Annotated in this window: 23 protein-coding genes; 12 read left to right on the forward strand and 11 right to left on the reverse strand. The window is 72.8% G+C overall.

The features are described 5' to 3' along the window. Positions 1 to 80: 80 nt before the first annotated feature. Positions 81 to 1,304 carry a DegT/DnrJ/EryC1/StrS family aminotransferase gene (locus Sru01_RS29855; RefSeq protein ID WP_203992581.1) on the forward strand — a complete coding sequence of 408 codons (1,224 nt, stop codon included), beginning with the start codon at positions 81 to 83 and terminating at the stop codon, positions 1,302 to 1,304. On the opposite strand, the gene Sru01_RS29860 is transcribed toward Sru01_RS29855, so the two are convergent. The 7 genes from Sru01_RS29860 to Sru01_RS29890 form a co-directional block, all read right to left on the reverse strand. Continuing rightward, complete coding sequence (locus Sru01_RS29860; RefSeq protein ID WP_203992583.1) at positions 1,246 to 2,067, reverse strand: ABC transporter permease; 822 nt, start codon at positions 2,065 to 2,067, stop codon at positions 1,246 to 1,248. The genes Sru01_RS29855 and Sru01_RS29860 overlap by 59 nt on opposite strands. Positions 2,068 to 2,096: 29 nt before the next feature. After that, positions 2,097 to 3,050, reverse strand: coding sequence for an ATP-binding cassette domain-containing protein (locus Sru01_RS29865; protein WP_203992592.1), 954 nt, complete (start codon positions 3,048 to 3,050; stop codon positions 2,097 to 2,099). After that, on the reverse strand, positions 3,047 to 4,108 hold the full coding sequence (locus Sru01_RS29870) for an NAD-dependent epimerase/dehydratase family protein (RefSeq protein WP_203992595.1): 1,062 nt from the start codon (positions 4,106 to 4,108) through the stop codon (positions 3,047 to 3,049). Before Sru01_RS29870 ends, Sru01_RS29865 begins: the two co-directional genes overlap by 4 nt. A 28-nt stretch (positions 4,109 to 4,136) precedes the next feature. Next, positions 4,137 to 4,862 carry a class I SAM-dependent methyltransferase gene (locus tag Sru01_RS29875; protein ID WP_203992598.1) on the reverse strand — a complete coding sequence of 242 codons (726 nt, stop codon included), beginning with the start codon at positions 4,860 to 4,862 and terminating at the stop codon, positions 4,137 to 4,139. 36 nt (positions 4,863 to 4,898) lie between these two features. Beyond that, the gene (locus Sru01_RS29880) at positions 4,899 to 6,383 is read right to left on the reverse strand and encodes a sialidase family protein (protein WP_203992600.1); all 1,485 of its coding nucleotides are present in this window, start codon (positions 6,381 to 6,383) and stop codon (positions 4,899 to 4,901) included. A gap of 65 nt (positions 6,384 to 6,448) precedes the next feature. Further along, on the reverse strand, positions 6,449 to 7,231 hold the full coding sequence (locus Sru01_RS29885) for a PEP/pyruvate-binding domain-containing protein (RefSeq protein ID WP_203992603.1): 783 nt from the start codon (positions 7,229 to 7,231) through the stop codon (positions 6,449 to 6,451). A gap of 14 nt (positions 7,232 to 7,245) precedes the next feature. Next, on the reverse strand, positions 7,246 to 8,766 hold the full coding sequence (locus tag Sru01_RS29890) for a multicopper oxidase family protein (protein ID WP_239137851.1): 1,521 nt from the start codon (positions 8,764 to 8,766) through the stop codon (positions 7,246 to 7,248). Positions 8,767 to 8,948: 182 nt separating this feature from the next. Here Sru01_RS29890 and Sru01_RS29895 point away from each other — a divergent pair, with 182 nt between their 5' ends. Further along, positions 8,949 to 9,686, forward strand: coding sequence for a permease prefix domain 1-containing protein (locus Sru01_RS29895; protein ID WP_203992609.1), 738 nt, complete (start codon positions 8,949 to 8,951; stop codon positions 9,684 to 9,686). A gap of 285 nt (positions 9,687 to 9,971) precedes the next feature. Next, positions 9,972 to 10,235: a PadR family transcriptional regulator gene (locus Sru01_RS29900; RefSeq protein WP_203992612.1), complete on the forward strand. Its 264-nt coding sequence runs from the start codon at positions 9,972 to 9,974 to the stop codon at positions 10,233 to 10,235. 13 nt (positions 10,236 to 10,248) lie between these two features. On the opposite strand, the gene Sru01_RS29905 is transcribed toward Sru01_RS29900, so the two are convergent. Continuing rightward, positions 10,249 to 11,742 carry a multicopper oxidase family protein gene (locus Sru01_RS29905; protein ID WP_203992614.1) on the reverse strand — a complete coding sequence of 498 codons (1,494 nt, stop codon included), beginning with the start codon at positions 11,740 to 11,742 and terminating at the stop codon, positions 10,249 to 10,251. 167 nt (positions 11,743 to 11,909) lie between these two features. Between Sru01_RS29905 and Sru01_RS29910 the strand changes: the two genes are divergently transcribed. Then, positions 11,910 to 12,731: a class I SAM-dependent methyltransferase gene (locus tag Sru01_RS29910; protein WP_203992616.1), complete on the forward strand. Its 822-nt coding sequence runs from the start codon at positions 11,910 to 11,912 to the stop codon at positions 12,729 to 12,731. Between the two features lie 19 nt (positions 12,732 to 12,750). Further along, positions 12,751 to 13,896: a nucleotide disphospho-sugar-binding domain-containing protein gene (locus tag Sru01_RS29915; protein ID WP_203992618.1), complete on the forward strand. Its 1,146-nt coding sequence runs from the start codon at positions 12,751 to 12,753 to the stop codon at positions 13,894 to 13,896. 45 nt (positions 13,897 to 13,941) lie between these two features. On the opposite strand, the gene Sru01_RS29920 is transcribed toward Sru01_RS29915, so the two are convergent. Beyond that, on the reverse strand, positions 13,942 to 15,141 hold the full coding sequence (locus Sru01_RS29920; RefSeq protein WP_203992620.1) for a cytochrome P450: 1,200 nt from the start codon (positions 15,139 to 15,141) through the stop codon (positions 13,942 to 13,944). Between the two features lie 200 nt (positions 15,142 to 15,341). Here Sru01_RS29920 and Sru01_RS29925 point away from each other — a divergent pair, with 200 nt between their 5' ends. From Sru01_RS29925 to Sru01_RS29935, 3 genes are all read left to right on the forward strand, one after another. Next, the gene (locus Sru01_RS29925; protein ID WP_203992622.1) at positions 15,342 to 17,150 is read left to right on the forward strand and encodes a TIM-barrel domain-containing protein; all 1,809 of its coding nucleotides are present in this window, start codon (positions 15,342 to 15,344) and stop codon (positions 17,148 to 17,150) included. A 40-nt stretch (positions 17,151 to 17,190) separates the two neighbouring features. Continuing rightward, positions 17,191 to 17,682: an acetyl-CoA carboxylase biotin carboxyl carrier protein gene (accB, locus tag Sru01_RS29930; RefSeq protein WP_203992625.1), complete on the forward strand. Its 492-nt coding sequence runs from the start codon at positions 17,191 to 17,193 to the stop codon at positions 17,680 to 17,682. A 120-nt stretch (positions 17,683 to 17,802) separates the two neighbouring features. Continuing rightward, entirely contained in the window at positions 17,803 to 18,123 is a 321-nt protein-coding gene (locus tag Sru01_RS29935) for a PadR family transcriptional regulator (RefSeq protein WP_203992628.1), read from the forward strand. Positions 18,124 to 18,173: 50 nt separating this feature from the next. Here Sru01_RS29935 and rfbB read toward each other — a convergent pair whose 3' ends face one another. After that, positions 18,174 to 19,148 (reverse strand): dTDP-glucose 4,6-dehydratase, encoded by a 975-nt coding sequence (gene rfbB, locus Sru01_RS29940; protein ID WP_203992631.1) that lies wholly within the window; start codon positions 19,146 to 19,148, stop codon positions 18,174 to 18,176. Positions 19,149 to 19,258: 110 nt separating this feature from the next. Here rfbB and Sru01_RS29945 point away from each other — a divergent pair, with 110 nt between their 5' ends. Further along, on the forward strand, positions 19,259 to 19,546 hold the full coding sequence (locus tag Sru01_RS29945; RefSeq protein WP_203992636.1) for an antibiotic biosynthesis monooxygenase family protein: 288 nt from the start codon (positions 19,259 to 19,261) through the stop codon (positions 19,544 to 19,546). Positions 19,547 to 19,550: 4 nt separating this feature from the next. On the opposite strand, the gene Sru01_RS29950 is transcribed toward Sru01_RS29945, so the two are convergent. Then, positions 19,551 to 20,093 (reverse strand): PadR family transcriptional regulator, encoded by a 543-nt coding sequence (locus Sru01_RS29950; protein WP_203992639.1) that lies wholly within the window; start codon positions 20,091 to 20,093, stop codon positions 19,551 to 19,553. Positions 20,094 to 20,150: 57 nt separating this feature from the next. On the opposite strand from Sru01_RS29950, the gene Sru01_RS29955 reads away from it, so the two are divergent. The 3 genes from Sru01_RS29955 to Sru01_RS29965 all read left to right on the forward strand — a co-directional run bounded on the left by Sru01_RS29955 (position 20,151) and on the right by Sru01_RS29965 (position 22,965). Next, positions 20,151 to 20,960: an alpha/beta hydrolase family protein gene (locus Sru01_RS29955; RefSeq protein ID WP_203992642.1), complete on the forward strand. Its 810-nt coding sequence runs from the start codon at positions 20,151 to 20,153 to the stop codon at positions 20,958 to 20,960. Positions 20,961 to 21,200: 240 nt separating this feature from the next. Beyond that, positions 21,201 to 22,454: a C39 family peptidase gene (locus Sru01_RS29960; protein WP_203992646.1), complete on the forward strand. Its 1,254-nt coding sequence runs from the start codon at positions 21,201 to 21,203 to the stop codon at positions 22,452 to 22,454. A 46-nt stretch (positions 22,455 to 22,500) separates the two neighbouring features. Continuing rightward, positions 22,501 to 22,965: a winged helix-turn-helix transcriptional regulator gene (locus Sru01_RS29965; RefSeq protein ID WP_203992649.1), complete on the forward strand. Its 465-nt coding sequence runs from the start codon at positions 22,501 to 22,503 to the stop codon at positions 22,963 to 22,965. Positions 22,966 to 23,048: the final 83 nt, after the last annotated feature.

The raw sequence follows: 23,048 nt of genomic DNA on the forward strand, positions 1-23,048 counted from the left end.
CGAGCGGCGCTCGTCCGGCGCTCGACGGCGCCGGCCGGCCGTTCGAGCCGGCTTCGAGCAGGCGTTGTCACCCTTGCGCAATGAAACAGACTCTTGGTGACCTGGCGTTCTATGGGGGACCCGCGGCCTTCACCGAGCCGCTGTTCGTGGGCCGTCCCAACATCGGCGACCGCAAGCTGCTGTTCGAGCGGCTGGAACAGGCGCTGGACCGGCGGTGGCTGACCAACCAGGGCCCGCTGGTGCTGGAGTTCGAGCAGCGGGTGGCCGAGCTGGCCGGCGCCCGGCACTGCGTGGCGATGTGCAACGCGACCCTGGCCCTGCAGATCGCCGCCCGGGCGATGGGGATGACCGGCGAGGTCATCATGCCGTCGTTCACCTTCGTCGCCTCGCCGCACGCGCTGTCGTGGATCGGCGTCACGCCGGTCTTCTGCGACATCGACCCCGAGACGCACCTGATGGACCCGGCGCACGTGGAGTCCCTGATCGGCCCGGCCACCACCGGGATCATGGGCGTCCACCTGTGGGGCCAGCCGTGCGCCCCGGGCACGCTGCCCGCGCTGGCCCGCCGGCACCGCCTGCCGCTGCTGTACGACGCGGCGCACGCGGTCGCCACCCGCTGGCACGGCCGGCCGGTCGCCACGCTCGGCGACGCGTCGGTGTTCAGCTTCCACGCCACCAAGTTCGTCAACGCCTTCGAGGGCGGCGCGCTGGTCACCGACGACGACGGCCTGGCCGCCACCGCCCGGGCGATGCGCAACTTCGGGCAGACCGGCGAGGACCAGGTGACCTACCTGGGCACCAACGCCAAGATGTCGGAGGCGTCGGCGGCGATGGGGCTGACCTCGCTGGAGGCGATGCCCGAGCTGCTGGCCCGCAACCTCGCCAACCACCGGCGGTACGCCACCGAGCTGGCCGGCGTGCCGGGGGTGCGGGTGCTGCCGTACACCAGCGGGAACAACCACCAGTACGTGGTCATGGAGATCGACGAGCGGGTGACCGGGGTGAGCCGGGACCTGCTGCGCGCCGTGCTGACCACCGAGAACATCCGGTGCCGGTCCTACTTCGCGCCGGGCTGCCACATGATGGACACCTACCGCGGCTCGCCCCGGCTGCCGCACACCGAGGCCGTCTCCCGGCGGGTGCTGGGCCTGCCCACCGGAACGGCCGTGCGCGACGACGAGGTGATCCGCGTCTGCGAGATCATCCGATTCGTCGTCGCGCACGGCCCCGCGATCGCGGCGAAGGTCACGAACGGCTCAGCCGCGCGTACTTCCGCCCGGCCGCCGGCACCGACACCGCGATGACCGCGACGGCCCACGCCACGGCGGTGACCGCGGGGTGGGCCAGCGGGATCGACGGGTGCCCGAGGCCGGCCACGCCGGCCTGGGTGCCGAAGAGCTCCCGGGCCCCGCTGACCACCGCGGTCAGCGGGTTCCACTCGGCCACCGGCTGCAGCCAGCCCGGCAGGCTGGCCAGCGGCACGTACGAGCTGGACACGAACATCAGCGGGAACACCCAGGTCAGCCCGGCCGCGGTCGCCGTCTGGGCGTTCGGCACCGAAAGCCCGATCATGACGCCGAGCCAGCCCACCGCGTAGGCGAAGAACTCGATGAGCGCCGCGCCGGCCAGCACGCCGCCGATGCCGTTCGGCGCCCGCCAGCCCACCAGCAGCGCGATGCCCATCATCACCGCCAGCAGCGCCGTGTTGCGGACCAGGTCGGCGACGGTCCGGCCGAGCAGCACCGCCGACCGGGCCACCGGCAGCACCCGGAACCGGTCGACGACGCCGCGCTGCAGGTCCTCGGCCAGGCCGATGGCGGTGGACGCCGCGCTGAACACGACGGTCTGGGTGAACACCCCGGCCATCAGGTAGTCGCGGTAGCTGCCGCCGTCCGGCAGCGCGACGATGCCGCCGATCACGTACACGAACAGCAGGACGTTGGTGATCGGCTGCACCATGGTCCAGAACAGGGCCTGCGGCTCGCGCAGCACCTGCAGCAGGTGCCGGCGGGTCAGCACCAGCACGTCGCCGGCCGCCCAGCCGAGGCTCGCGACTCCCGCGGTCATCGGGCCTCTCCCCTCTGCGATTCCCGCGGTCATCGCGCGCCTCCCGTCTGCGGCTCCCCGGTCAGCGCCAGGAAGACCTCGTCCAGCGTGCGCCGGCGCACGCTGAAGTCCACCAGCCGGACGCCGGCCGCGGCGAGCGCGTGCACCACCTCGCTGAGGAGTTCCGCCTGGTCGGGTACCGGGGCGCTGACCCGCAGCGCCCGGGTGTCCACCTCGGGGCGGGTGCGCGCCGCGTGCTCGATGATCCGCTCGGTCTTGTCCAGCATGTCCGCCGAGGCGACCACCACCTCCAGGCAGGACCCGCCGGCCCGCGCCTTGAGCTCGTCCGGCGTGCCCTCGGCGACCACCCGGCCGTGGTCGACCATGGTGATGGTGTCGGCGAGGTTGTCGGCCTCCTCCAGGTACTGCGTGGTGAGCAGCACCGAGTGTCCCTCCCGGGCCAGCTCGGCGACGGTCTCCCACAGCGCGAACCGGCTGCGCGGGTCCAGGCCGGTGGTCGGCTCGTCCAGGAACACGACGGGCGGGCGGGACAGCAGGCAGGCGGCCAGGTCGAGCCGGCGGCGCTGGCCGCCGGAGTAGGTGCGGGCCGGGCGGCCGGCGAAGCCGCCGAGGCCGAAGCGCTCGACGAGTTCACCGGCGCGGGCCCGCGCCGCCCGGCGGGACAGCCGGCACAGCCGGCCGACCATCTCCAGGTTCTCCCGCCCGGTGAGGTGGTCGTCCACCGAGGTGCGCTGGCCGGTCACCCCGATGATCTTCCGGACGGCGCCGGCGTCCCGCAGCACGTCGACGCCCATGATGGTGGCCCGCCCGGCGTCCGGGCGCAGCAGCGTGGTGAGCACCCGGACGGCCGTGCTCTTGCCGGCCCCGTTCGGGCCGAGCAGGGCGAGCACGCCGCCCACCGGCAGCTCCAGGTCGAAGCCGGACAGGGCCTGGACCGACCCGTAGGTCTTCACCAGGCCCTCGGCGAGGATCGCGCTGGTCATCCGCCGGCCCGCGGGGTGACGTCGCGCAGCCGCGCGGTGGCGAACTCCTTGAACCCGGTCTCGAAGTCCACGGTCGGCCGCCAGTCCAGCTCGGCCATCAGCCGCTCGGGGGAGGCGGCGATGTGCCGGATGTCGCCCAGCCGGTAGGTGCCGCTGATGTACGGCTCCTGCCCGCCGGCCGCGGCGGCCAGCACCCTGGCCATGTCGATCAGCGGCCGGGGGTCGCCGCTCGCCACGTTGAACGCGCGGAACCCGGTCCCCTGCCACCCGGCGGCGGCCACGTTGGCCGCCGCCACGTCCCGGACGTGCACGTAGTCGCGCAGCTGCGTGCCGTCCTCGTACACGTTCGGCGGCTCGCCGCGGTCCAGGGCGGCGCGGAAGGCCGCGACCGTCCCGGAGTACGGGCTGCCGTAGGAGATGTCCGGCCCGTACACGCTGTGGTACCGCAGCGCGACGCACGAGCCGCCGGTCTCGTGCGCCCAGATCCGGCACAGGTACTCCTGGGCGAGCTTGGTGACCGCGTAGATGTTGCGCGGCTCGGCCTCGGCGTCCTCCAGCACCCGCACCGGGGCCAGCGGCAGCCCGCAGGACGGGCAGGGCGGGTCGAACCGCCCGGCCCGCAGGTCCTCGTCCCGCCGGGGCGCGGGGGTGACCTCGCCGTGCTCGGGGCAGGCGTAGCGGCCCTCGCCGTACACCACCACCGAGCTGGCCAGCACCAGGCGCGGGGTGCCGGCCCGCGCCATGGCGGCCAGCAGCGCCGCGGTGCCGAGGTCGTTGCAGCCGACGTACTTGGCCGCATCGAAGATCTCGCGGCCCCGCCCGGGCAGCGCGGCCTGGTGACACACCAGGTCGACGCCCGCGACGGCCCGCTCGGCGGCCCCGTCGTCCCGCAGGTCCGCCCAGATCGTCTCCGCGCCTTCGGGGGCCGCCGGCGGCACCGGGCCGTGGGCGTCCTCCAGCGCGGCGTCGATCACGCGGACCTCGTGGCCCTTTGCCAGGAAGGCCGCCACGGCCTGCCTGCCGATGAATCCGGCTCCGCCGGTGACCAGGATGCGCATTGATCCTCCTGCTCTCGCGGGCGGCCGGTCAGGCCTTGACGACGAAGCTCACGAAGTAGCGGGCCGGGATGACCTCCAGCACCTCGCCGAACTCCTGGCGGAGCACCGGCTCGACCTCGCGGGAGCGCAGCAGGTGGCTGCGGTAGGAGGCGGGACGCACCCGGCCGTTGGTGGCGCGCAGCATCAGCGCGCCGCCGAGGAACTTGGCGCAGTTCACCAGGTGGCGGAAGCTGCCGTGCTTGTGCCGCTGCTCCTCGTGGAAGTGGTCGATGGTCCACAGGTTGCCGACCAGGATGGCCCCCGGGGCCAGGAAGGACTTCAGCCGGCGGAGCACCTGGCGGACGTTGCCCAGGTGGTGGATCGCGTCCACGCACATCACCATGTCGGCCTGGCCGAGCCCGTGGTCGGCCCAGAAGTCGCCGCACACCATCTTCAGCGCCGGGTGGTCGACCCGCCGGGTGGCGATCTCGATCGCCTGGGGGGAGATGTCCAGCGCGGTGATCTCGGTCGGCCTGGCCAGCTCGGCGGCCATCGCGGTGAACTCCCCGGTGCCGCAGCCGAACTCCAGCACGGTGCCGATGTCGGTGGCGTGCCGGGTCATCAGCGCGGCGATGTCCTTCTTCACCAGTTGGAGCTGGTCGCCGAAGACCGGCACCTGCTCCAGGGTGTCCCGGTCCCAGAACCGCTGGGACCAGTACGCCGCCCCGTCCGGCGGGTACCGCCGCACGATGCGCGCCCCGGCCCCAGCCATCATTTCCGCGAACATATGTTCCTCCCGTTCGAGTGGCCGTCAGGGCGACGGTGCCCGTACGACATGGATGTCCTGTGGGTTGTCCGGTGTGTCGTTGGTCAGGACGAGCGCCGCGTGGAAGCCCGCCCTGGTGTGCCCGAGCCCGACGGAGGTCCCCAGGTAGGGGGCGCCCGACCAGGTGGCCGCCTTCTCGATGTCGAACGGCCCGGCCAGGTGCCGTTCCCGCCACGCCTTCGGGGCGGTCGCGCACCGCGGGCCGCGGCAGGTGAGCATCCAGACGTCGGTGGGGGCGCCCGGATCGGGGGTGTTGGCACGGAAGTCGTGGTAGGTGACGGCCACCTCGCCGCTGTCCCCCACGTCCACCTGCGGCAGGAACGCCTGGCCGGCGCCGCCCGCCGGGCTGTCCGGCGACCGGTCCACCCGGATGGGCGCGGTCCACCGCCGCCCGCCGTCATAGGAGGCGGACAGCCCGATCGAGCTGCGGCTGGCCGCCATGGTCGCGTCTCCCCACACCGCGTACAGCGCGCCGGTGCGCCGGTCCACCCCCAGGTCGGGGACGAGCCCGCGGGCGCTGACCGGGCGTACGGCGTCCGGCAGCAGCGGGTCGTTCACCGCCGTGGTGGTGATGGTGGCCGGCGCCGACCAGGTGGCCCCGCCGTCGGCGGAGCGCGCCGCGCGGATCCGCGACGGGATGGCCGGATTCGGCGGTCCGGCGACCGGGAAGTCGCCCTCGTAGAACAGGTTCACCAGGTCGCCGCCCGGCAGGACCGCGATCTGGTTGCCGACCGTCCCGGCGCCCGGCTCGGCCGGCCGGTGGATCGCCCGGGCGGGCTCGAAGGTGCGGCCGCCGTCGACCGTCCGGGTGAACATGAGCTCGTGCCGGTTGTCCTCGGCCCGGGCCCGGTTCCACACCACGTAGGCGCGCGAGGGGTCGCGCGGGTCGGTGGTGATGGACGGCCGGTCGTTGAAGTAGGCCGGGTTCGGGTCGCGGATCAGCTCGACCGGGTCCGACCAGGTGGCGCCGTCGTCGTCCGACCGGTAGGCGAGGATGACGATGGAATCACCCCACGAGGAGGCCATCGCCACCGCGAGCAGCCGCCCGCCGGTGGTGTAGGCGACCGCGGGGTTGCTGGTGCCGCTGAAGGGCCCGCCGGAGCACTTGGTGAGCTTGGGGAGCGGGGTGCTCCGCCAGGTCGTCCCGCCGTCCCTGGTGGTGGCCACGACGATGCCGCCGCGGGCCGCGCCGGAGGCGGACCGGTCCTGCTGCCAGGCGACCGCGATCCGGCGGGGGTCGTGCGGTCGGGTGGCCAGCCAGGGCTCGAACTCGGTGTTGTTCACCTTCACCGGATCCGCGCAGCTCGCGAAGGGGGAAGGCCCGGACACCGTGACGGAGCCGGCCGGCCCCGCCGTGGCGGTGGCCTCGGCGCGGGGCGCCGGGGCGGTCACCAGGAGGGTTCCGGTGGTCACGGCGGCCAGGGCCAGGCCCATGCGTGCGGGTCGCCGGTGGATCGTGTTGCCGCTCATGGCAGGAGAATCGCCGGGCGGGCTTTACCTCTGCTCGAAGACCGCTCGAACGGCCGGACGTCAGGTCAGGCGTTTCCGCCGGTACCGACCAGTCGCGGGCCCAGGAAGGTGAGCGCGAACTCGACCGGGATCGGCCGGCCGAAGCGCTCCATCACGCGCATGCCGCGCTTGGCGATCTCCCACACCTGGTCGCCGCTGAGGCACAACACGTTGCGCAGGTGGTACGGCGTGGAGGAGCGGGTCACGCCGACGTCGGCGGGGATGTCCCGCCAGGGTTTGACGGCACGTTCCACGACCAGGACGGCCAGGTCCGAACGCCGGAGCAGGAAGGTGTCGGCGCTGACCTCTCCGGCGAGCAGGTCCTCGCCCAGGCCCCAGCAGGCGGTGACCCGCAGGGTGCCCGGATCGGGGGCGCGCACCACCGCGGTGACGCGCGCGGGGATGAAACGCTGGGCGAGCAGCAGCACGCCCTCGCCCTGCTCACGGCCGGCCGTGCGGGCCAGGAGCTCGATCGCGGCGGTCTCCACCGCCTCGGTGCCGCGGATGTTGCGGAAGACCAGCGGGGGCGGCACCTGCTCGGCGCCGGCCACGCACACCCGCAGGTCCACCGCCGGATCGGCCTCGTGCTGGGCGAGCTCGTCGTAGGCGTCGGTGACGACGGGACCGAGCGGGCCGAGCCCGCCGCGGGGAGGAAGGGCGTCAGAGGGCACGGCGACGCAGAAACCGGCGGCACCGTGCCACTCGTCGGCCAGGGCGCTCATGCGCTCGGCCGCGGCGCGCAGCGGGCCGCCGTCCGGTCGCCGGCCCGGTGGCCACAGCAGGCGCACCGGGCCCTGGTTCGATCCCATAGCTCCCAGGGCTCCTAGCTCGAGACCTCGTAGTCCGCCATCATGCCCATGTCCTCATGTTCGAGGTTGTGACAATGCAGCATGTACCTGCCTTCGTAGCCGGTGAATCTGACAATTATCCGGGTCTTCTGACCCGCTGTCAGACCGACTGTGTCCTTCAGGCCGGGATCGGCCGCCCGCTCGTCGTCCCCGAGCACCTGGAACTGGTCCAGATGGAGGTGCACGGGATGGTCGGCGCCGTCGATGTCGAGGTTCCAGATCTCCACCTCGCCGATGCGCGGCCGGGCGAAGATCTTGCCGGGGGCGTAGGTGCGGCCGTTGATGGTCCAGGTGTGCTCGTCGCCCCGCTCGAAGGAGAAGTCGCGGGTGCGCACGGCCTTGGCCGGGTCGAGCTTCTCGAACTGCGACAGCCGGCCGGGGACGCTGCTCTCGTCCCGCGCGGTGCGGGCGACCCGGAACTTCATCACCTTGCCGGTGGACCCGTCGCCCAGCTCGTTCAGCAGCGTCAGCTCGGTACCGGGCTTGTAGCGCCCGAAGTCGATGACCACGTCGTACCGCTCGGCCGGCGCCATGGTGATCGCCTTGCGGCGCACCGGGCGTTCCAGCAGCCCGCCGTCGCTGCCGATCTGCACGAACGGCGAGGTCTCCCCCTTGTCGAGCCGGAGCCGGTACCGCCGGGCGTTGGAGCCGTTGAGCAGCCGGAAGCGGTAGCGGACGGCGTCGACCTCCAGCACCGGCCACGGCGCGCCGTTGACCAGGATGACGTCGCCGAGCACGCCGAGGTCGAAGTCGTCCTTGACGCCGGGGGACCGGCCGGTGTTGTCCCGCGCCGGGTAGAGGAAGTCGCCGTTGTCGGCGAACGACCGGTCGGTGATCATCAGGGGGATCTCGTGCTCGCCGCGGGGGAGCGGGAGCGCGTCCTCGGCGTCGTCGCGCAGGATGTGGAAACCTGCCAATCCTCGGTAGACCGCCGGGCCGGTGAAGTCCATCCGGTGGTCGTGGTACCAGAGGGTGGCCGCGCGCTGGTCCTGCGGGTAGACGTAGTCCTTGGCACCGTCGCTGACCTTGGTGGGTTTCATGGTGCCGTGCGAGCCGTGCCCGGACTGGTGCACCGCGCCGGCGACCGGCATCACCAGGTCGAGGGGATACCCGTCGCTGTCGGACGGCGTGTGGCCGCCGTGCAGGTGCGTGCTGGTGGGCACCGGCAGCTCGTTGCGGTGCCGCACCACGATGCGCCGCCCGCTTCGGCTGTCGATCGTCGGTCCCGGGAAGATCCCGTTGTAGCCCCACACGGTGGTGGCCAGCCCTGGGATGATCTCCACCTTGGCGATCTTCTGGGTGATCTCGTAGTAGTCGGTGCCACCGTCGCTACGGGTGGGCTTCAGCACCGGCGGGATGGGCAGCGGCACCTCGAACTGCCCGGGGGCCTTGGCGTCGCTGCTCAGGTCGGCACCGGTCTCCGGGCTCGCGCCCTGCCGGCATCCGGCGGTCCCCAGGCCGCCGGCGCCCAGTAACACGCCGGCGCCCGCCGTCATCCTCAGAAAATCCCTGCGGCTGCGGGCCATCGTCTCCCCCTCGTCGTCACGTTCTCGATCGTGAGCAAAACTCTACATGTAGACACTCTACTTATACATCTTAGGGTCGAGTAAACCTTGAGTAGGGGCTAAAGTAAGGGTCTGCACCCTTTCTGTCGGGCGGCCTGCCGAGGAGGCGGCACATGAGCCAGAGTCTGATCGACTCTTACATCACGGAGATGGGGCGTAGCTTGAGCGGTCCCCGCCGCCTCAAGTCCGATCTTCTCCTCGAGGCGCGCGACAGTCTGACCGATGCGGTCGACGCCTACCGCGACGCCGGTTACGCCGAAGAAGAGGCGCAGTCGATGGCGCTCGCCGACTTCGGCACGGTCGCCGAGGTGGCCCCCGCCTACCAGCGCGAGCTGGCCCTGGCGCAGGCCCGTCGCACCGCGCGCTGGTTCGTCGTCCTGATGGCCGCGCAGATGTTCCTGGCCGACGAGAGCTGGCGGTCCACGGGCGCCTGGTCCGACCAGGACCCCACGGCCGGCTACCTCTTCTTCACCCGGTTCTGGGACTACAGCCAGATGATCTTCGTCGTGGTGGCGGTCCTGGCGCTGTTCACCTTCGGGCTCGGCGTCCGCTACGTGAGCGCCCCCTGGCGCTTCGCCCGGGCCACCGGGTGGCTGACCCTGGCGGTCCTCGGGCTGAAGGCCCTGGCCTCGGCCGCACTGCTGCTGGCCACGCCGAACCTGGCGTCGGGCATGGTGTCGTCCATCTCCCTCACCCACCCGGCCTCGCTGTTCACCCTGCTCGGTCTGGCCATCTGGGTGTTGCCCAACTGGTACGTCGCCATCTCCGCGGTGCGCTGCGTGGCGATCTCCACCGCCCGCCGCCTCGGCACCGCCGAGCTCGGCCGGCGCCGCTCGGCGCTGTACCCCTGAACCGCCTGCCCGCACCTGATCCCTCTTCCCTCTCGGCGCCGGCCGCCTGGTCCGGCGCCGTTCCGGCGTTTCGGCCCGGGCGCGCGTGCGCGGGGACCGAAAGGCCGGGCCATCCCCAGGAGATCTCCTCCCCGGGACGGCCCGGCCGGGCGGACGACGCGGCCCGCCGGCCGTGCCGGGCCGGCGGATGGTGCGCGCCGGCCGGCGCGCACCCGATCCGCTGTCTTCCGCGGCTTTCTCGTTCTCCCTCTTCGAGGGTAGGCCTGCTACGTGTAGGCTGTCTACATGCCAGGGACCTACTTCCTCGACCACCACGACCGCGAGGTGCTCGCGGTCCTGGAGCGTGGGCCCCTGTACGGCTACCTCATCATGGAGGCGCTCCGGCTGCGCGCGGGCGAGGAACTCGATCTGCCGACCGGAGGCCTCTACCCCATACTTCGCCGGCTGGAGCGCCTGGGTTACGTACGCAGCGCCTGGGTCGCCCTCGACGGCCGGCATCGCCGGACCTACGAGCTGACCGAGATGGGACGCCAGGCGCACGTCCGGTAGCCGGCCGGGAGGCTCAGGTGGTGATCTCCATCTGGGCCATCATCGCCATGGAGGAGTGCTCCAGCAGGTGGCAGTGGTACACGTACCGGCCGGTGTAGTCGTCGAACCGCACCTTGAACGTCACGGTCGACCCCGACGGCACGGTGACGGTGTCCTTCAGCCCCGCCTCGTGCCCGGTCACCGGGACGCCGTCCCGGTCCACGATCTGGAAGTGGGCCAGGTGCAGGTGCATGTTGTGCGGGATGGCCGGCCGCAGGTCATCGTTGCGGACCCGCCACAGCTCGGTCACCCCCAGCTTCACGTGCTGGTCGATCCGCGCCGGGTCGAACGTCTTGCCGTCCAGCAGGAACGTGCCGGTGGCCAGGTCCATCTTGAAGGCCAGGTCCCGGGTGACCGTCGGCGTGCCGATGTCGGGCAGCGGGCGCAGCACGTCGGGCACCACGCTCTCGTCGTCGTCGGCGTCCCCCGCCACGTCGAAGCGCAGCACCTCACGGGTGCCCTGGTCGCCGCCGCGGTCGTTGACCAGCATGACCTGGGTACCGGTCGCGTACCGGGTGAAGTCGATCACGACCTCCACCCGCTCGCCCGGCCACACCGGCACCCGGGTCGCCGGCACCGGGGCCGGCAGCAGGCCGCCGTCCGAGGCGATCTGCACCATCTCGCCGGTCCCGTCCGCGCCGAGCAGGAAGGCCAGGTCGCGGTCCAGGCAGGTGTTCAGCAACCGGAAGCGGTACTTGCGCCGCTTGACGCGGAAGTACGGCTGCACCCGGCCGTTCACCAGGATGGTGGTGCGCGCCCGGAAGCCGCCCATCGCGTACACCAGCTGTCCCTGCTCGTCGAACTGCGCGTCCCGGAACATCAGCGGCACGTCATGCGCGCCGCTCGGCAGCTCCAGCCGGTCCTCGTAGTCGTCCTTGATCATGTAGAAGCCGGCCAGGCCGCGGTAGACGTGCTCGGCCTCCTTGTGGTGCGCGTGGTCGTGGTACCAGAGCGTCGCGCCCGGCTGGCGGTTCGGGTAGTCGTAGGTGCGGACGGCCCCCGGGTCGAAGGTGTCGGTGGGGAAGCCGTCGCTCGCCGCCGGCACGTGCCCGCCGTGCAGGTGGACGGCCACCGGCTCGCCGGTCGCGTTGGTGTGCTCGACCACGACCCGCCGCCCGGACCGCACCTTGATGGTGGGGCCGGTGAACAGGCCGTTGTAGGTGAGAACGTCGGTCTTCAGGCCAGGGAAGATGTCCGCCTGGGCGGGCTTGATGGCCATCCGGTACACGTCGGTGTCGGTGGTGGACCGCACCGGGCTCAGCACCGGCGGGATGGTCAGCGCCCGGGAGAACGGCGTCACCGCCGGCGCCACCGTCGCCGACACCAGCGCCGGGGCACCCCGGTGGCCGTGCTTGCCGGCCAGGTCCAGCACCCGGCCCTCCGGCGGCGACAGCGCCGCGCGCACCGGCAGCGCGGCGGCCATCCCGCCGAGCACGCCGAGCTTCATCATGTTCCTTCTACCGATCATGTCGAACTCCGTCCTGCCGGTCACCGGGCGCCACATGATCGGCTCGCCGGCTGGAGTCCCGGTCCAGAACCGCTCGCGGCCCCGGTCTCCATCCGCCCTCGACCGCCGGTCGAGTCCCCGCTGTCAGCGTCTACGCGAATCCCGCAGACGTCGGCAAGGAGATGACCATGATCGGTCGGCGAGAGCTGCCGCAGGAACAGCAGGAATGGAACCAGCGGTGGGGCGTGCCCTACGGGCGTGACTGCAAGGACCTGTCGATCGCCCAGCGGATCGACGATCCCGATCCGTCGCGGTTCGGCCCGTTCGCCTACCAGCGCAACAACCACACCCGGCTCTTCGAGTACCCGTGGGCGTACTTCACCGCCGCCGTCGAGCCGGGCATGCGCGTCGTCGACGTCGGCGGCGGCCTCGGCGGCCTGCAGTTCGTCCTCGCCTCGGAGGGCTGCGAGGTGGTCAACGTCGACCCCGAGGCCCGCCAGGTGCAGGACTGGGCCGACAAGCGAGGCTGGACCGGCTTCCCCTCGGTCGGCGTGCCGCTCACCGAGCAGAACCACAAGCGGCTGAACGACGCCTTCAAGACCGACGTCCGGCTGGTCACCGACAAGATCCAGGACGTCGACCTGCCCAAGGGCACCTTCGACCGGGCGTTCTGCCTGTCGGTCATCGAGCACGTCGGCCAGGAGGAGGCCCGCGACATGCTGCGGGCGATGCACTCGCTGCTGCGGCCGGGCGGCCTGGTGCTGCTCACCATCGACCTGTTCCTCGACTGCAAGCCGTTCGGCGTGCTCGACCACAACGTGTGGGGCACCAACGTCGACGTGTACGAGATGGTCAGCGGGCTCGGTTTCGAGGTGGCCGCGGGCGACCCGCGCGAGCTGCTCGGCTTCCCCGAGTGGGACTACGAGCGGGTGGTGAGCCACATCCCCGACTACCTGATGGGCTACTTCTCCGCGCTTTCCCAGGCCATCGCGCTGCGCAAGCCGGCCTGACCCGCGGAGGCGAGGCCCGATGCGAGTCCTGTTCGCGACCTGGGCGACCCGGTCGCACTACTATCCTCTGGTCCCGCTGGCCTGGGCGCTGCGCGCCGCCGGCCACGAGGTCCGGATCGCCGGCCAGCCCGACGCCGGTGACATGGTGACGCGGTCCGGCCTGCCGTTCGTGCCGGCCGGACCCGCGCTGGACCTCGGCGCGGTCATCGAGGGCGTCCGCGAGGTGCCCGCCCCGGACGCGAGCCGGGCGGAGCGGGAACGGGCCCGCTCGGCCACCGCGGTGCGCATGTTCATGGCCGGATCTGCGGCCATGGCCGACGACCTGCTGGACTTCGCCCGCGGCTGGCGGCCGGACCTGGTGGTGTACGAGCCGCGCGGTTACGCCGCGCTGCGGGCCGCCCGCGAGCTGGGCGTGCCGGCGGTGCGCTCGCTGTCCGGCGGCACCGACTACACCTACGTCCGGGAGGAGATCGAGCGGCCGATCCTGGCCGACCTGGCCGGGCGGTGGGGCCTCGGCGACGTGCACGGCGATCTCACCGTCGACCCGTGCCCGCCGTCGCTGCAGGTGCCCGGGCCGCTGCCCCGCCGGTACATGAGATACGTCCCGTTCAACGGCGGCGGCACGGTGCCCGGCGGGCTCGGCGGCCCGGCCCCGCGCCCGCGGGTGCTGGTGACCTTCGGCGTCACCTTCGCCAAGCACGCCGGCAACCTCGCGCCGGTCCGGCTGGCCACCGAGGCGGTGGGCGGCCTGCCGGTGGAGGTGCTGGTCGCGGCGTTCGCCGAGCAGCGGGCCCTGCTCGGCGAGCTGCCCGAGGGGGTGCGGCTCATCGAGTCGATGCCGCTGCACCTGCTGCTGCCCGCCGTGTCGGCGGTGGTGCACCAGGGCGGCGCGGGCACCATGCTCACCTCGGCCGCCTGCGGCGTCCCGCAGATGATCCTGCCGTCCATCGCCGACGAGCCGCTCAACGCGCGCCGGCTGCAGGAGCAGGGCGCGGGCCGGCAGGCACACCTCGGCGACGCCACCCCCGAGGTCATCCGCGCCGAGGTGGCCGCGCTGCTGGACGACGCCTCGCACCGCGACGCCGCGGCCAAGCTGCGCGAGGAGATCGAGGGCCAGGCCGCCCCGGCGGAGATCGTCGCGGAACTGGAGTCCCTGGCCGGCTGACCCGCGCGGCCGGCGGGCGGTCCATCCCGCCCGCCGGTCGCGCGTTCAACCGGCGGCCAGCCGCACCCGTAGCTCCCGCGGGCCGCGGATGGTCAGGTTGTTCTTGTACGGCACCTCCTCGCTCACCAGTGCGAGCTCGGCCGCCCTGGTGACCAGCGCCTGGAAGGCGAGCCGCGCCTCCAGCCTGGCCAGTCCGGCGCCCAGGCAGAAGTGCACGCCGCCGTCGAAGGCGATGTGCCGGTTCGGCGCGCGGCCCACGTCCAGCCGCTCGGGGTCGTCGAAGACGTCGGGATCGCGGTTGGCGGCGCCGCGGACCAGCACCACCTGTTCGCCGCGGGCCACCGGATGCCCGCCGAGGGTCACGTCCGCCAGCACCGTGCGCCGGGTGAGCTGGGTGGGCGGGTCGTACCGCAGGAACTCCTCCACCGCGGACTCCACCAGCGCCGGGTCGTCGCGCAGCCGCTTCAGCTCGCCGGGGTTGCGGATCAGCGCCAGCGTGCCGTTGGCCAGCAGGTCGGTGGTGGTCTCGTGCCCGGCCACGTAGATCATGGTGCAGGTGGCCAGCAGCTCCCCGTCGGTGAGCGCCGATCCGGCGTCCCGGGCGGCGATGAGCTCGCTGAGCAGGTCGTCGCCCGGCCGGGCCCGCCGCTCGGCCACCAGCTCGCGGAAGTAGCCGTCCATCGACGCCAGCGCCGCGTCCCGCTCGCGCTTCTCCTCCGGGCTCTGCTGGTAGTCGGGGTCCACCCCCCGGGCGATCAGCCGCGACCAGCCGCGCACCAGCTCGCGGTCCGGGCCGGGCACGCCGAGCAGCTCGCTGATCACCGTCGCGGGCAGCGGGTGGGCGAACGCCTCGACCAGATCCACCTCGCCGCGGTCCACCGCCTCGTCCAGCATCGTGTCGATCAGCCGGCCGATCCACGGCGCCAGCCGCTGCACCCGGCGCGGGGTGAACGCCTTGTTGACCAGCGAGCGCTGGCGGGTGTGCTCCGGCGGGTCCAGCAGGATGAACGGCATCGCGTGGCTCGGCGCCGGCCGCCGCCAGTTGCTCTTGTCGAGCAGGCGCTGCCGCGACCCGTGCCCGAAGCGGGCGTCGCGCAGCACCTCGGTGCAGTCGCGGTACCGGGTCAGCACCCAGGCGCCGCGCGGCGAGCGCCACACCGGCGCGACCTCCCGGAGCCGCCGGTAGTACGGGTAGGGGTCCGCGCGGTGCGCGGGGTCGAACGGGTCGAAGTCGATCTCCGCCATGCCTTCCTCCTGTCGAAAGACGCGGGGACAGGGTGGCACCGGCCTCTCGAAGGAGGCTTTAGCCGAGGTCGAGGTGCCGGCGCCGCCCGCCGCCCGACCCGGTGCCGACACGTACTCCAGCGACCTTCGAGCGGCGGCGGTGAGCATGGCCGCACCAGTCCGCTCGTGAAGGACTCCTGAAGGAGCCGTGAGGAGCTGTGATGCGGGATTCCCAGACCGTGCTGGAGCGACCGGCGTTCCGGGTGCGGCTCGGCGAGCCGACGGCCCCGCTCGTCCACCTCGACTTCGAGACCTTCACCCAGCCGCTGCTGGTGAGCGTGGGCGTGGACGTGCCGGACGCGCTGGACCGCGAGATCGACCTGGTGGACCGGACCATCTGCGACCGCGGCGAGTACGAGCGGATCACCTGGACGGCCAAGAGCACCCAGTGGGACAAGTTCTACCACCTGGACGTCTACCGGGACCGGCTGGAGTTCCACGCCGAGATCTTCGGCAACGGGACGGTCCGCGCGGTGCGCTTCTTCGAGACGGTGCCGGACTCCTCGTTCCGCGAGCACTTCGCGCTGACCAAGCACTTCAACGACAAGCTGCGCACGCGCGCCCGGGACTACTCGCGGCTGTCGCCCGCCGGGTTCCGCACGGTGTTCAGCCCCGAGCCGACCACCTACGGCCGGCAGGAGTTCCGGCCGTACGAGCGGGCCCAGATCAGCGTCAACGCCGACCTCGACTACCAGGGCGGCAACCTGGTCGCCAACCCCGGGACGCTGTGCTTCGCCGTCGCGGCCCGGCCGGAACGCGAGTGGGTGACCTTCGGCCTGCGCGTGCCGGACGGGGAGTATCTGTTCTCCGACTACGAGTACGCCGGCGGGGACGGCTTCGGCCTGCACCTGGAGAGCCCCGGCGGCCGGCGGGTCGAGGGCCGCGCCGAGACCCCCCGGGTGGTCATGCTGGCGGCCGCCGGCGCCGAGCGCGCGCTGCGCTCGTACGTCCAGGCGGTGTACGGCCCGCCGCCGGCCCGCGAACAGCCGTCGTGGTGGAGCCGGCCGATCGTCTCCGGCTGGGGCCACCAGTCCTACCAGGGCGACCTGTTCCGCATCCGCAGCTCCAAGGACCGCAAGCGGGACAACGCCGTCTACACGCTGTGCGCCCAGCCGAACTACGCCGACATCGTCCAGCGGCTCGCCGACCGGCGGGTGCCCTGGGGCACACTGGTCATCGACGCGCGCTGGTTCCTGTCCGCCGGGCTGAAGGACGTGGACGCCGGCCGCTGGCCGGACCTGCGCGGCTTCGTCGACCACCTGCACGCGCACGGCAAGCGGGTGCTGCTGTGGTGGGGGCCCTGGGACCCCGAGGGGCTGCCCGAGGACGAGTGCGTGCTGCACGAGCCGGCCGGCCGGCCCGGCAAGCGCGGCAAGTGGGACGAGCTGCCGTCCGGTGCCCGGATCGCGGTCGACGTGACGCTGCCCAAGGTGCGCGAGCGCATCCGCCGCCAGCTCCACCAAGTGCTCGGCTCCGGCCCGGGCTGCTTCGACATCGACGGGCTGAAGATCGACCATGTGTCGGCCACCCCGGGTGCCGAGGGCATGACGTTCGCGCCCGGCTCGGGCCGGCTGTCGGGCATCGAGGCCGCCAAGGAGATGCACCGGCTCATCCACCGCACCGCCAAGGAGATCAAGCCGGACGCGCTCATCATGGGCCAGTCGCCCAACCCCTACTTCGCCGACGTGCTGGACATGGTGCGCCTCGGCGACATCTACACCCGCAACCGCGACTCGGTGGTGGACGACATGGCGTTCCGGGCCCGGATGGCCCGGATCGCCGACGACGGCTGGCTGATCGACACCGATGGGTGGCCGCTGCCGTCGCGGGACGCGTTCCGCGAGTACGTGGTCGCCCAGCCGGCGCTCGGCGTGCCGAGCCTGTACTACGCGACCCATCTGGACACCACCGGGCAGGCCCTCACCGGCGAGGACTTCGCCCTCATCAGGTCGGCGTGGGCGGACCTGTGAACCACGACCGGCCGGGACCGGCCGGGAAAGGAGCTCACCGATGACGAGCGAGCGTTCCGGGCTCAATCCCACGCTCGAGGAGCTGTGGCGGCACGCGACCGGGCTGATCGAGGCCGCTCCCGGGCCGGTGCGCCGGATCAAGCTTTCCGCCGGGGACACCAGCGTCGAGGTGGAGTGGCCCGAGCAGGGCGGGGCGGCCGCCGCCGGCCCGGTGCCGGTGGCCGCGGCGGCCCCGGCGGCGGCGGACCAGGCGGCCGGACCGGCGGCCACCGAGGCCGGCGAGCCCGAGCACCACGTGTGCGCGCCGCTGGTCGGCACCTTCTACCGCTCGCCCTCGCCGGGCGCCAAGGCGTTCGTCGAGGTGGGCGACACGGTGGTGGCCGGCCAGCAGGTGGCCATCGTGGAGGCGATGAAGCTGATGAACGGGGTCGAGGCCGACCGGGACGGCCAGGTGACGGCCATCCTGGTGGACGATGCCACCTCCGTCGAGTACGGCCAGCCGCTCATCGCCATCCGCCCGCTGGACGAGTGATCACCGCCCGGCCGGTGGCCGCGGTACGGCGGCGTCGTACCGCGGCGGACGGTTGAAAATAGTACAGATCAGTAGGAGGTACCCGATGAGCTTGAGAACTCCTATGTGTAGAATGCCGATATGAAGCTCGACACACTCCGGGGGCATCTCGACGCTTTGGTGCTGGCCGTGCTCGAGCCTGGCCCGCTGCACGGGTACGCCATCATCAGCACGCTGCGCACCCGCAGCGGCGGCACTCTCGACCTGCCGACCGGCACCATCTACCCGGCGCTGCGCCGCCTGGAGCGCGCGGAGTACGTCTCGAGCGACTGGAGCATCGTCGGCGGCCGCAAGCGCCGCACCTACGAGCTCACCGCCGCCGGCCGGCGTGCCCTGGCCAGCGAGCGCGACACCTGGAAGGCCTTCAGCAACATCGTCGGCGGGGTCCTCGGCACCGACTGAGACACCCCCGGGCGAGCGTGGAGCCGCGGGCCGCCCCCGCGGCTCGCGGCTCAGTCCAGCTCGGGGCGCAGCGCCCGCCACCAGTCCGGGTTCTCCCGGTACCACCGCACCGTCTCGGCCAGGCCGTCCTCGAACGGCACCCTCGCCTCGTAGCCCAGCTCGCGCCGCGCCTTGTCGCCGTTCAGCGAGTACCGCCGGTCGTGTCCCTTGCGGTCGGCCACCCGGCGCACCCGCTCCGGCCCGGCGCCGCACAACTCCAGCAGCCGCTCGGTCAGCGCCAGGTTGCTGACCTCGGTGCCCTGCCCGAGGTGGTACACCTCGCCGGGCCGTCCCTTGGCCAGCACCAGGTCGATGCCCCGGCAGTGGTCGTCCACGTGCAGCCACTCCCGCACCACCTGCCCGTCGCCGTAGAGCGGGACGTCCCGGCCGGACAGCAGGTTGGTCACGAACAGCGGGATGATCTTCTCGGGGAACTGGTGCGGCCCGTAGTTGTTGGAGCAGCGGGTGATGCACACCGGCAGCCCGTGCGTCAGGAAGTACGCCTGCATGATCAGGTCGCTGCCCGCCTTGGACGCCGAGTACGGCGAGCTCGGCGACAGCGGGGTGTCCTCCGACCAGGTGCCTTCGGCGATCGAGCCGTACACCTCGTCGGTGGACACGTGCAGGATGCGCTCGACGCCCCGGTGCAGGCAGCAGTCGGCCAGGTTCTGGGTGCCGAGCACGTTGGTTCGGACGAACACATCGGGGTCGGTGATCGAGCGGTCGACGTGCGACTCGGCGGCGAAGTGCACCACGGCGTCGTGCCCGGGCAGCAGGTCCATCAGCAGGTCGCGGTCGCAGACGTCGCCGCGCACGAACGTCAGCCGCCGGTGGTCCATCGGCAGGTTCGCCGTGGTGCCGGCGTAGGTGAGTTTGTCGAGGACCGTCACCTGGGCGCCTTCGCACCCGGCGTACCGGTCATCGAGCAGTGAACGGACGTAGTGGCTTCCGATGAAGCCCGCGCCTCCGGTTACCAGGATCCTCATGCGCCCTAGGCTCGCGGCCGTTGCTCGGGCAACGATCGAATGCCGGTGGAAGCGGCGGGATACCAGGCCGCTTCGAGCCCGGTTCGAGCGGCCCGGGCCAGGCTCGCCGCATGGGAGTGCTCGTGATGGTCCACTACCGCGGCCCGGCCGAGGCGATGGAGAGCGGCTACGCCGAGACGGCGCGCCGGCTGTCGGTCACCCCCGGCCTGCGCGGCGCGGAGCTGCTGCGCGGTACCACGCCCGGCGACCGCTGGGTCCTGCTCATGCGCTGGTCGGACATGGACGCCTTCCGCACCTGGGAGGACGACCTGCGCCGGCGCGGCCACCCCTCGCCGCTGCGGCCCTACCAGGACCGCACCCGGCCGGAGGGGCACTACGAGATCCTGGTGGAGACCTGAGGGCTCAGACCTCCCCGGCGAGCCGCTCGATCATCCACCGGCACCAGGCGGCGCGGTGCCGCTCGTACCCGAGCCCGCACCACAGCGTCGCGTGGTTGCCGAACGACGGGTGGTCGACGGCCGGGACGTCGCCCATGGCCGCCTGGTGCGTCTCGTACTCGGCGATCCGCGCCTCGTGCCCGGCGAGCTGCTCGCGGAACAGCGCCAGCAGCTCGGCCGGGTCGGCCAGCCAGGAGGCGTAGGCCTTCAGCACCAGCTCGTCCCGCTCGGGCCGCTGCTGCGGCGGCTCGGTGACCCAGTCGCGCAGCGCCGCCCGGCCGTCGGGCGTCAGGTGGTAGACCTTCTTGCCCGACGGTCCCGGCCCGTGCTCGGCCTCGAAGCGGACGAGCCCCGCGGCCAGCAGCTTCTGCAGATCCGCGTGGATCTGGCTGTGCCGGGCGGTCCAGAAGTAGCCGAGCGGCCGGCGCATCGCCGTGGCGAGCTCGTATCCCGTCCGTGCCTGGCGGGCCAGCACCGACATGATCGCGAAACCCAGTGTTGAGGTCATGGTGCTCCACAGAGTAGTGTCCGCAACTATGTCAGTTCCGACATAGTTGGAGGAAAGATGCGGGTGCTCGCCGGCCTGGCGGCTCTGGTACTGGCGTTGACCGCGTGCGGCGGCGAGCCCGGCACGGTGCGCGCGGACGGCACCACGCCGTCCACCGCGCCCTCGCCGGCCACCACCGCCCCGGCCGCCCCTTCCCCGGCGGCCACGACGCCCGCCCCGGCCGCCTCGCCGGCGCGCACCCCGAGCCGGCCGCCCAAGGGCCCGAACCTGTCGGGCTGCTACACGCGCGCGGACGGAAAGATCTTCTCCTACGGCGACGACCTGCCCGGCGTGGTGATGGGCAAGGGCCGGGTCGGCGTCGTCATCTCCTACGAACGCGGCGGCACGCCGTGCACCTGGCGGCCGCTCGCCGACCGGCTGGTGGCCGCCGGATACCGGGTGCTGCTGTACGCCACCGACGTGGCCGCGCTGCCCTCCGACACCATCGTGGCGATGACCAGGCGGCTCACCAAGGACGGCAAGGTCGGGAAGGTCTTCCTGGTCGGCGGGTCGGTCGGCGGGATCTTCTCGGTGACCGCCGCCCTGGAGCTCGGCGACCGGGTGGCCGGCGTGGTCGACCTGGCCGGCCCGCCGGACGCCGAGGAGACCGCGAAGCTGAAGGTGCCGCTGCTCCAGGTCGTCGCCGAAGGGGACGGCCGGGTGCCCGAGACGATGCGGGCCGCGCACGAAGCCGCCACCGGCTCCGCGGACCGGCGGCTGGTGGTCGTCCCGGACGAGGCGGCGCACGCCTCGGCGCTGTTCGAGACCCCGCACGGCACGGAGGTGCTGGACACCGTGCTGGACTTCATGGCCGGCCACCGCGGATGAGCGGCACCGGCCCGCCGGCCGCGCGGCCACGGGGGAGCGCGCGGCCGGCGGCCCGGTGCCGCCGGGACCTCAGGTCACGCCGGCGCCGCCCCGGAAGGCCGCGCCGGAGGGGCCGGTCGCGGCCGGCCCGCCCGGCCGGTCGGGCGGGCCGCGGGTGCCATACGTAAACTCTCCGATGTGGGCCGCCGCGGGCGGACCTACCGTCGAAGGCGTCGAGAGCCCTCCAGGCAAGGTGAGGCCATGCGCGCGGTGACCGTCATCCTGTCCACCGTCCTGTCCACCTCGTTATCGGTCGTCCCGCCGGCCGCCGCCGGGCCGGAGCCACCGGCCGGCGTGGCGGACGTCGTCTACCAGCGGGCCGCCTTCCGGGACGGCACCGCGGCGGGCGTGGCGGCCGGCCGCACGCTGACCCTGCGGTCCCCGGCCGGCACCACCACCTACACCGACGCGCTCGGCACCCGCAGGTGGGAGTACGCCACCTGGACCGGCGCCGAGCGGCGGATCGGCTTCCCGGCCACCGAGCTGGTCGCCTCGTGGACCGCCGACACCCCGGCCGGCACCTGGCTGCAGGTCGAGATGCGCGGCCGGCACGCCGGCGGCCTCACCAAGTGGTACGTCATGGGCCGGTGGGCCTATGGCGAGCAGGACATCCGGCGCACCTCGCTGCCCGGCCAGGGCGACGCCGGCGGCACCGTCGCGGTGGACACCTTCGTGGCCGCCACCGGCCGCCCGATCACCGGGTACCAGCTGCGACTCACCCTGTACCGCGCGCCCGGCTCGCACGCCACCCCGGTCGTGCGCGCCCTGGGCGCGATGGCCTCGGCGGTGCCCGCCCGCGACCGGGTGCCGGCTTCCCCCGGCGGCGGGGCGTGGGGTGTGGAGCTCGCGGTGCCGCGCCGGTCGCAGAGCATCCACCAGGGGCACTACCCCGAGTGGGACGGCGGCGGCCAGGCCTGGTGCAGCCCGACCTCCACCACCATGGTGCTCGGCTACTGGGACCGGTGGCCGAGCGCGGCCGACACCGCCTGGGTGGACCCGGCCGACCCCGACCCCGAGGTGGACCACGCGGCCCGGTACGTGTACGACCACGCCTACCAGGGCGCCGGCAACTGGCCCTTCAACACCGCCTACGCCGGGCACTACGGGCTGGCCGGCTTCATCACCCGGCTGCGTTCGCTGACCGAGCTGGAGCGCCTGGTGGCCGCGGGCATCCCCGTCATCACCTCCCAGTCGTTCAAGGAGCACGAGCTGCCCGGCGCCGGGTACGGCACCAACGGCCACATCATGGTGGTCATCGGCTTCACCGCCACCGGCGACGTGATCGCCAACGACCCGGCCTCGCCGTCGGACCAGGCGGTGCGACGGGTCTATCCGCGGGCCGACTTCGAGAACGTCTGGCAGCGAAGTTCCAGCAGCGGCGGCATCGCGTACATCATCCATCCGCCGGACCGGCCGCTGCCGCCCACCACCCCGGGGCTGCCCGCCAACTGGTGAGGCGGCAGCCGGTTCCTTCAAGGAACCTCGCTGTTACCGTGGAGCCATGCAGCGCACCAGTTTCGGCGACATGGCCTGCTCCATCGCCCGCACGCTCGACATCGCCGGCGAGCCGTGGTCGCCGCTCATCCTGCGGGACGTGTGGGCGGGCCTGACCCGGTTCGACGACATCCAGCGCGACCTCAAGATCTCGCGCAAGGTGCTGGCCGAGCGCCTGAAGTGGCTGGTCGGCCACGGCGTGCTGGAGCAGCGGCCCTACTCCGAACGTCCGGTGCGGCACGAGTACGTCCTCACCGCCAAGGGTCTGGAGCTGTGCGACGTGCTCATGGTGATCAGTGCCTGGGGTGACCGCTGGACCGCCGGGACCGCCGGGCCGCCGGTGCTGCAGCGGCACCGGGCCTGCGGCCGGACGACGCACCCGGAGATCCGCTGCGCCCGCTGCGGCGAGCCGATGGCCGCCGGCGACATAGACCTCGAACCCGGCCCCGGCGCGCTCCCCCACCCCGCCTGACCACCCCACCCGATTCGGCCAAGGCCCTCCACCCCACGTGTAGCGCGACGTTCCACCCGTAGCCACCCCCTCCCGGGCGGTTC

The sequence above is a fragment of the Sphaerisporangium rufum genome, from assembly GCF_016863395.1.
GTDB classification, from domain to species: Bacteria; Actinomycetota; Actinomycetes; order Streptosporangiales; family Streptosporangiaceae; genus Sphaerisporangium; species Sphaerisporangium rufum.

What these genes read in the sequence shown, in the direction of transcription:
- Sru01_RS29855 (WP_203992581.1), top strand. Translation starts at nt 81, where the DNA reads ATGAAACAGACTCTTGGTGACCTGGCGTTCTATGGGGGACCCGCGGCC.
- Sru01_RS29860 (WP_203992583.1), bottom strand. Translation starts at nt 2,067, where the DNA reads ATGACCGCGGGAGTCGCGAGCCTCGGCTGGGCGGCCGGCGACGTGCTG.
- Sru01_RS29865 (WP_203992592.1), bottom strand. Translation starts at nt 3,050, where the DNA reads ATGACCAGCGCGATCCTCGCCGAGGGCCTGGTGAAGACCTACGGGTCG.
- Sru01_RS29870 (WP_203992595.1), bottom strand. Translation starts at nt 4,108, where the DNA reads ATGCGCATCCTGGTCACCGGCGGAGCCGGATTCATCGGCAGGCAGGCC.
- Sru01_RS29875 (WP_203992598.1), bottom strand. Translation starts at nt 4,862, where the DNA reads ATGATGGCTGGGGCCGGGGCGCGCATCGTGCGGCGGTACCCGCCGGAC.
- Sru01_RS29880 (WP_203992600.1), bottom strand. Translation starts at nt 6,383, where the DNA reads ATGAGCGGCAACACGATCCACCGGCGACCCGCACGCATGGGCCTGGCC.
- Sru01_RS29885 (WP_203992603.1), bottom strand. Translation starts at nt 7,231, where the DNA reads ATGGGATCGAACCAGGGCCCGGTGCGCCTGCTGTGGCCACCGGGCCGG.
- Sru01_RS29890 (WP_239137851.1), bottom strand. Translation starts at nt 8,766, where the DNA reads ATGACGGCGGGCGCCGGCGTGTTACTGGGCGCCGGCGGCCTGGGGACC.
- Sru01_RS29895 (WP_203992609.1), top strand. Translation starts at nt 8,949, where the DNA reads ATGAGCCAGAGTCTGATCGACTCTTACATCACGGAGATGGGGCGTAGC.
- Sru01_RS29900 (WP_203992612.1), top strand. Translation starts at nt 9,972, where the DNA reads ATGCCAGGGACCTACTTCCTCGACCACCACGACCGCGAGGTGCTCGCG.
- Sru01_RS29905 (WP_203992614.1), bottom strand. Translation starts at nt 11,742, where the DNA reads ATGATCGGTAGAAGGAACATGATGAAGCTCGGCGTGCTCGGCGGGATG.
- Sru01_RS29910 (WP_203992616.1), top strand. Translation starts at nt 11,910, where the DNA reads ATGATCGGTCGGCGAGAGCTGCCGCAGGAACAGCAGGAATGGAACCAG.
- Sru01_RS29915 (WP_203992618.1), top strand. Translation starts at nt 12,751, where the DNA reads ATGCGAGTCCTGTTCGCGACCTGGGCGACCCGGTCGCACTACTATCCT.
- Sru01_RS29920 (WP_203992620.1), bottom strand. Translation starts at nt 15,141, where the DNA reads ATGGCGGAGATCGACTTCGACCCGTTCGACCCCGCGCACCGCGCGGAC.
- Sru01_RS29925 (WP_203992622.1), top strand. Translation starts at nt 15,342, where the DNA reads ATGCGGGATTCCCAGACCGTGCTGGAGCGACCGGCGTTCCGGGTGCGG.
- accB (WP_203992625.1), top strand. Translation starts at nt 17,191, where the DNA reads ATGACGAGCGAGCGTTCCGGGCTCAATCCCACGCTCGAGGAGCTGTGG.
- Sru01_RS29935 (WP_203992628.1), top strand. Translation starts at nt 17,803, where the DNA reads ATGAAGCTCGACACACTCCGGGGGCATCTCGACGCTTTGGTGCTGGCC.
- rfbB (WP_203992631.1), bottom strand. Translation starts at nt 19,148, where the DNA reads ATGAGGATCCTGGTAACCGGAGGCGCGGGCTTCATCGGAAGCCACTAC.
- Sru01_RS29945 (WP_203992636.1), top strand. Translation starts at nt 19,259, where the DNA reads ATGGGAGTGCTCGTGATGGTCCACTACCGCGGCCCGGCCGAGGCGATG.
- Sru01_RS29950 (WP_203992639.1), bottom strand. Translation starts at nt 20,093, where the DNA reads ATGACCTCAACACTGGGTTTCGCGATCATGTCGGTGCTGGCCCGCCAG.
- Sru01_RS29955 (WP_203992642.1), top strand. Translation starts at nt 20,151, where the DNA reads ATGCGGGTGCTCGCCGGCCTGGCGGCTCTGGTACTGGCGTTGACCGCG.
- Sru01_RS29960 (WP_203992646.1), top strand. Translation starts at nt 21,201, where the DNA reads ATGCGCGCGGTGACCGTCATCCTGTCCACCGTCCTGTCCACCTCGTTA.
- Sru01_RS29965 (WP_203992649.1), top strand. Translation starts at nt 22,501, where the DNA reads ATGCAGCGCACCAGTTTCGGCGACATGGCCTGCTCCATCGCCCGCACG.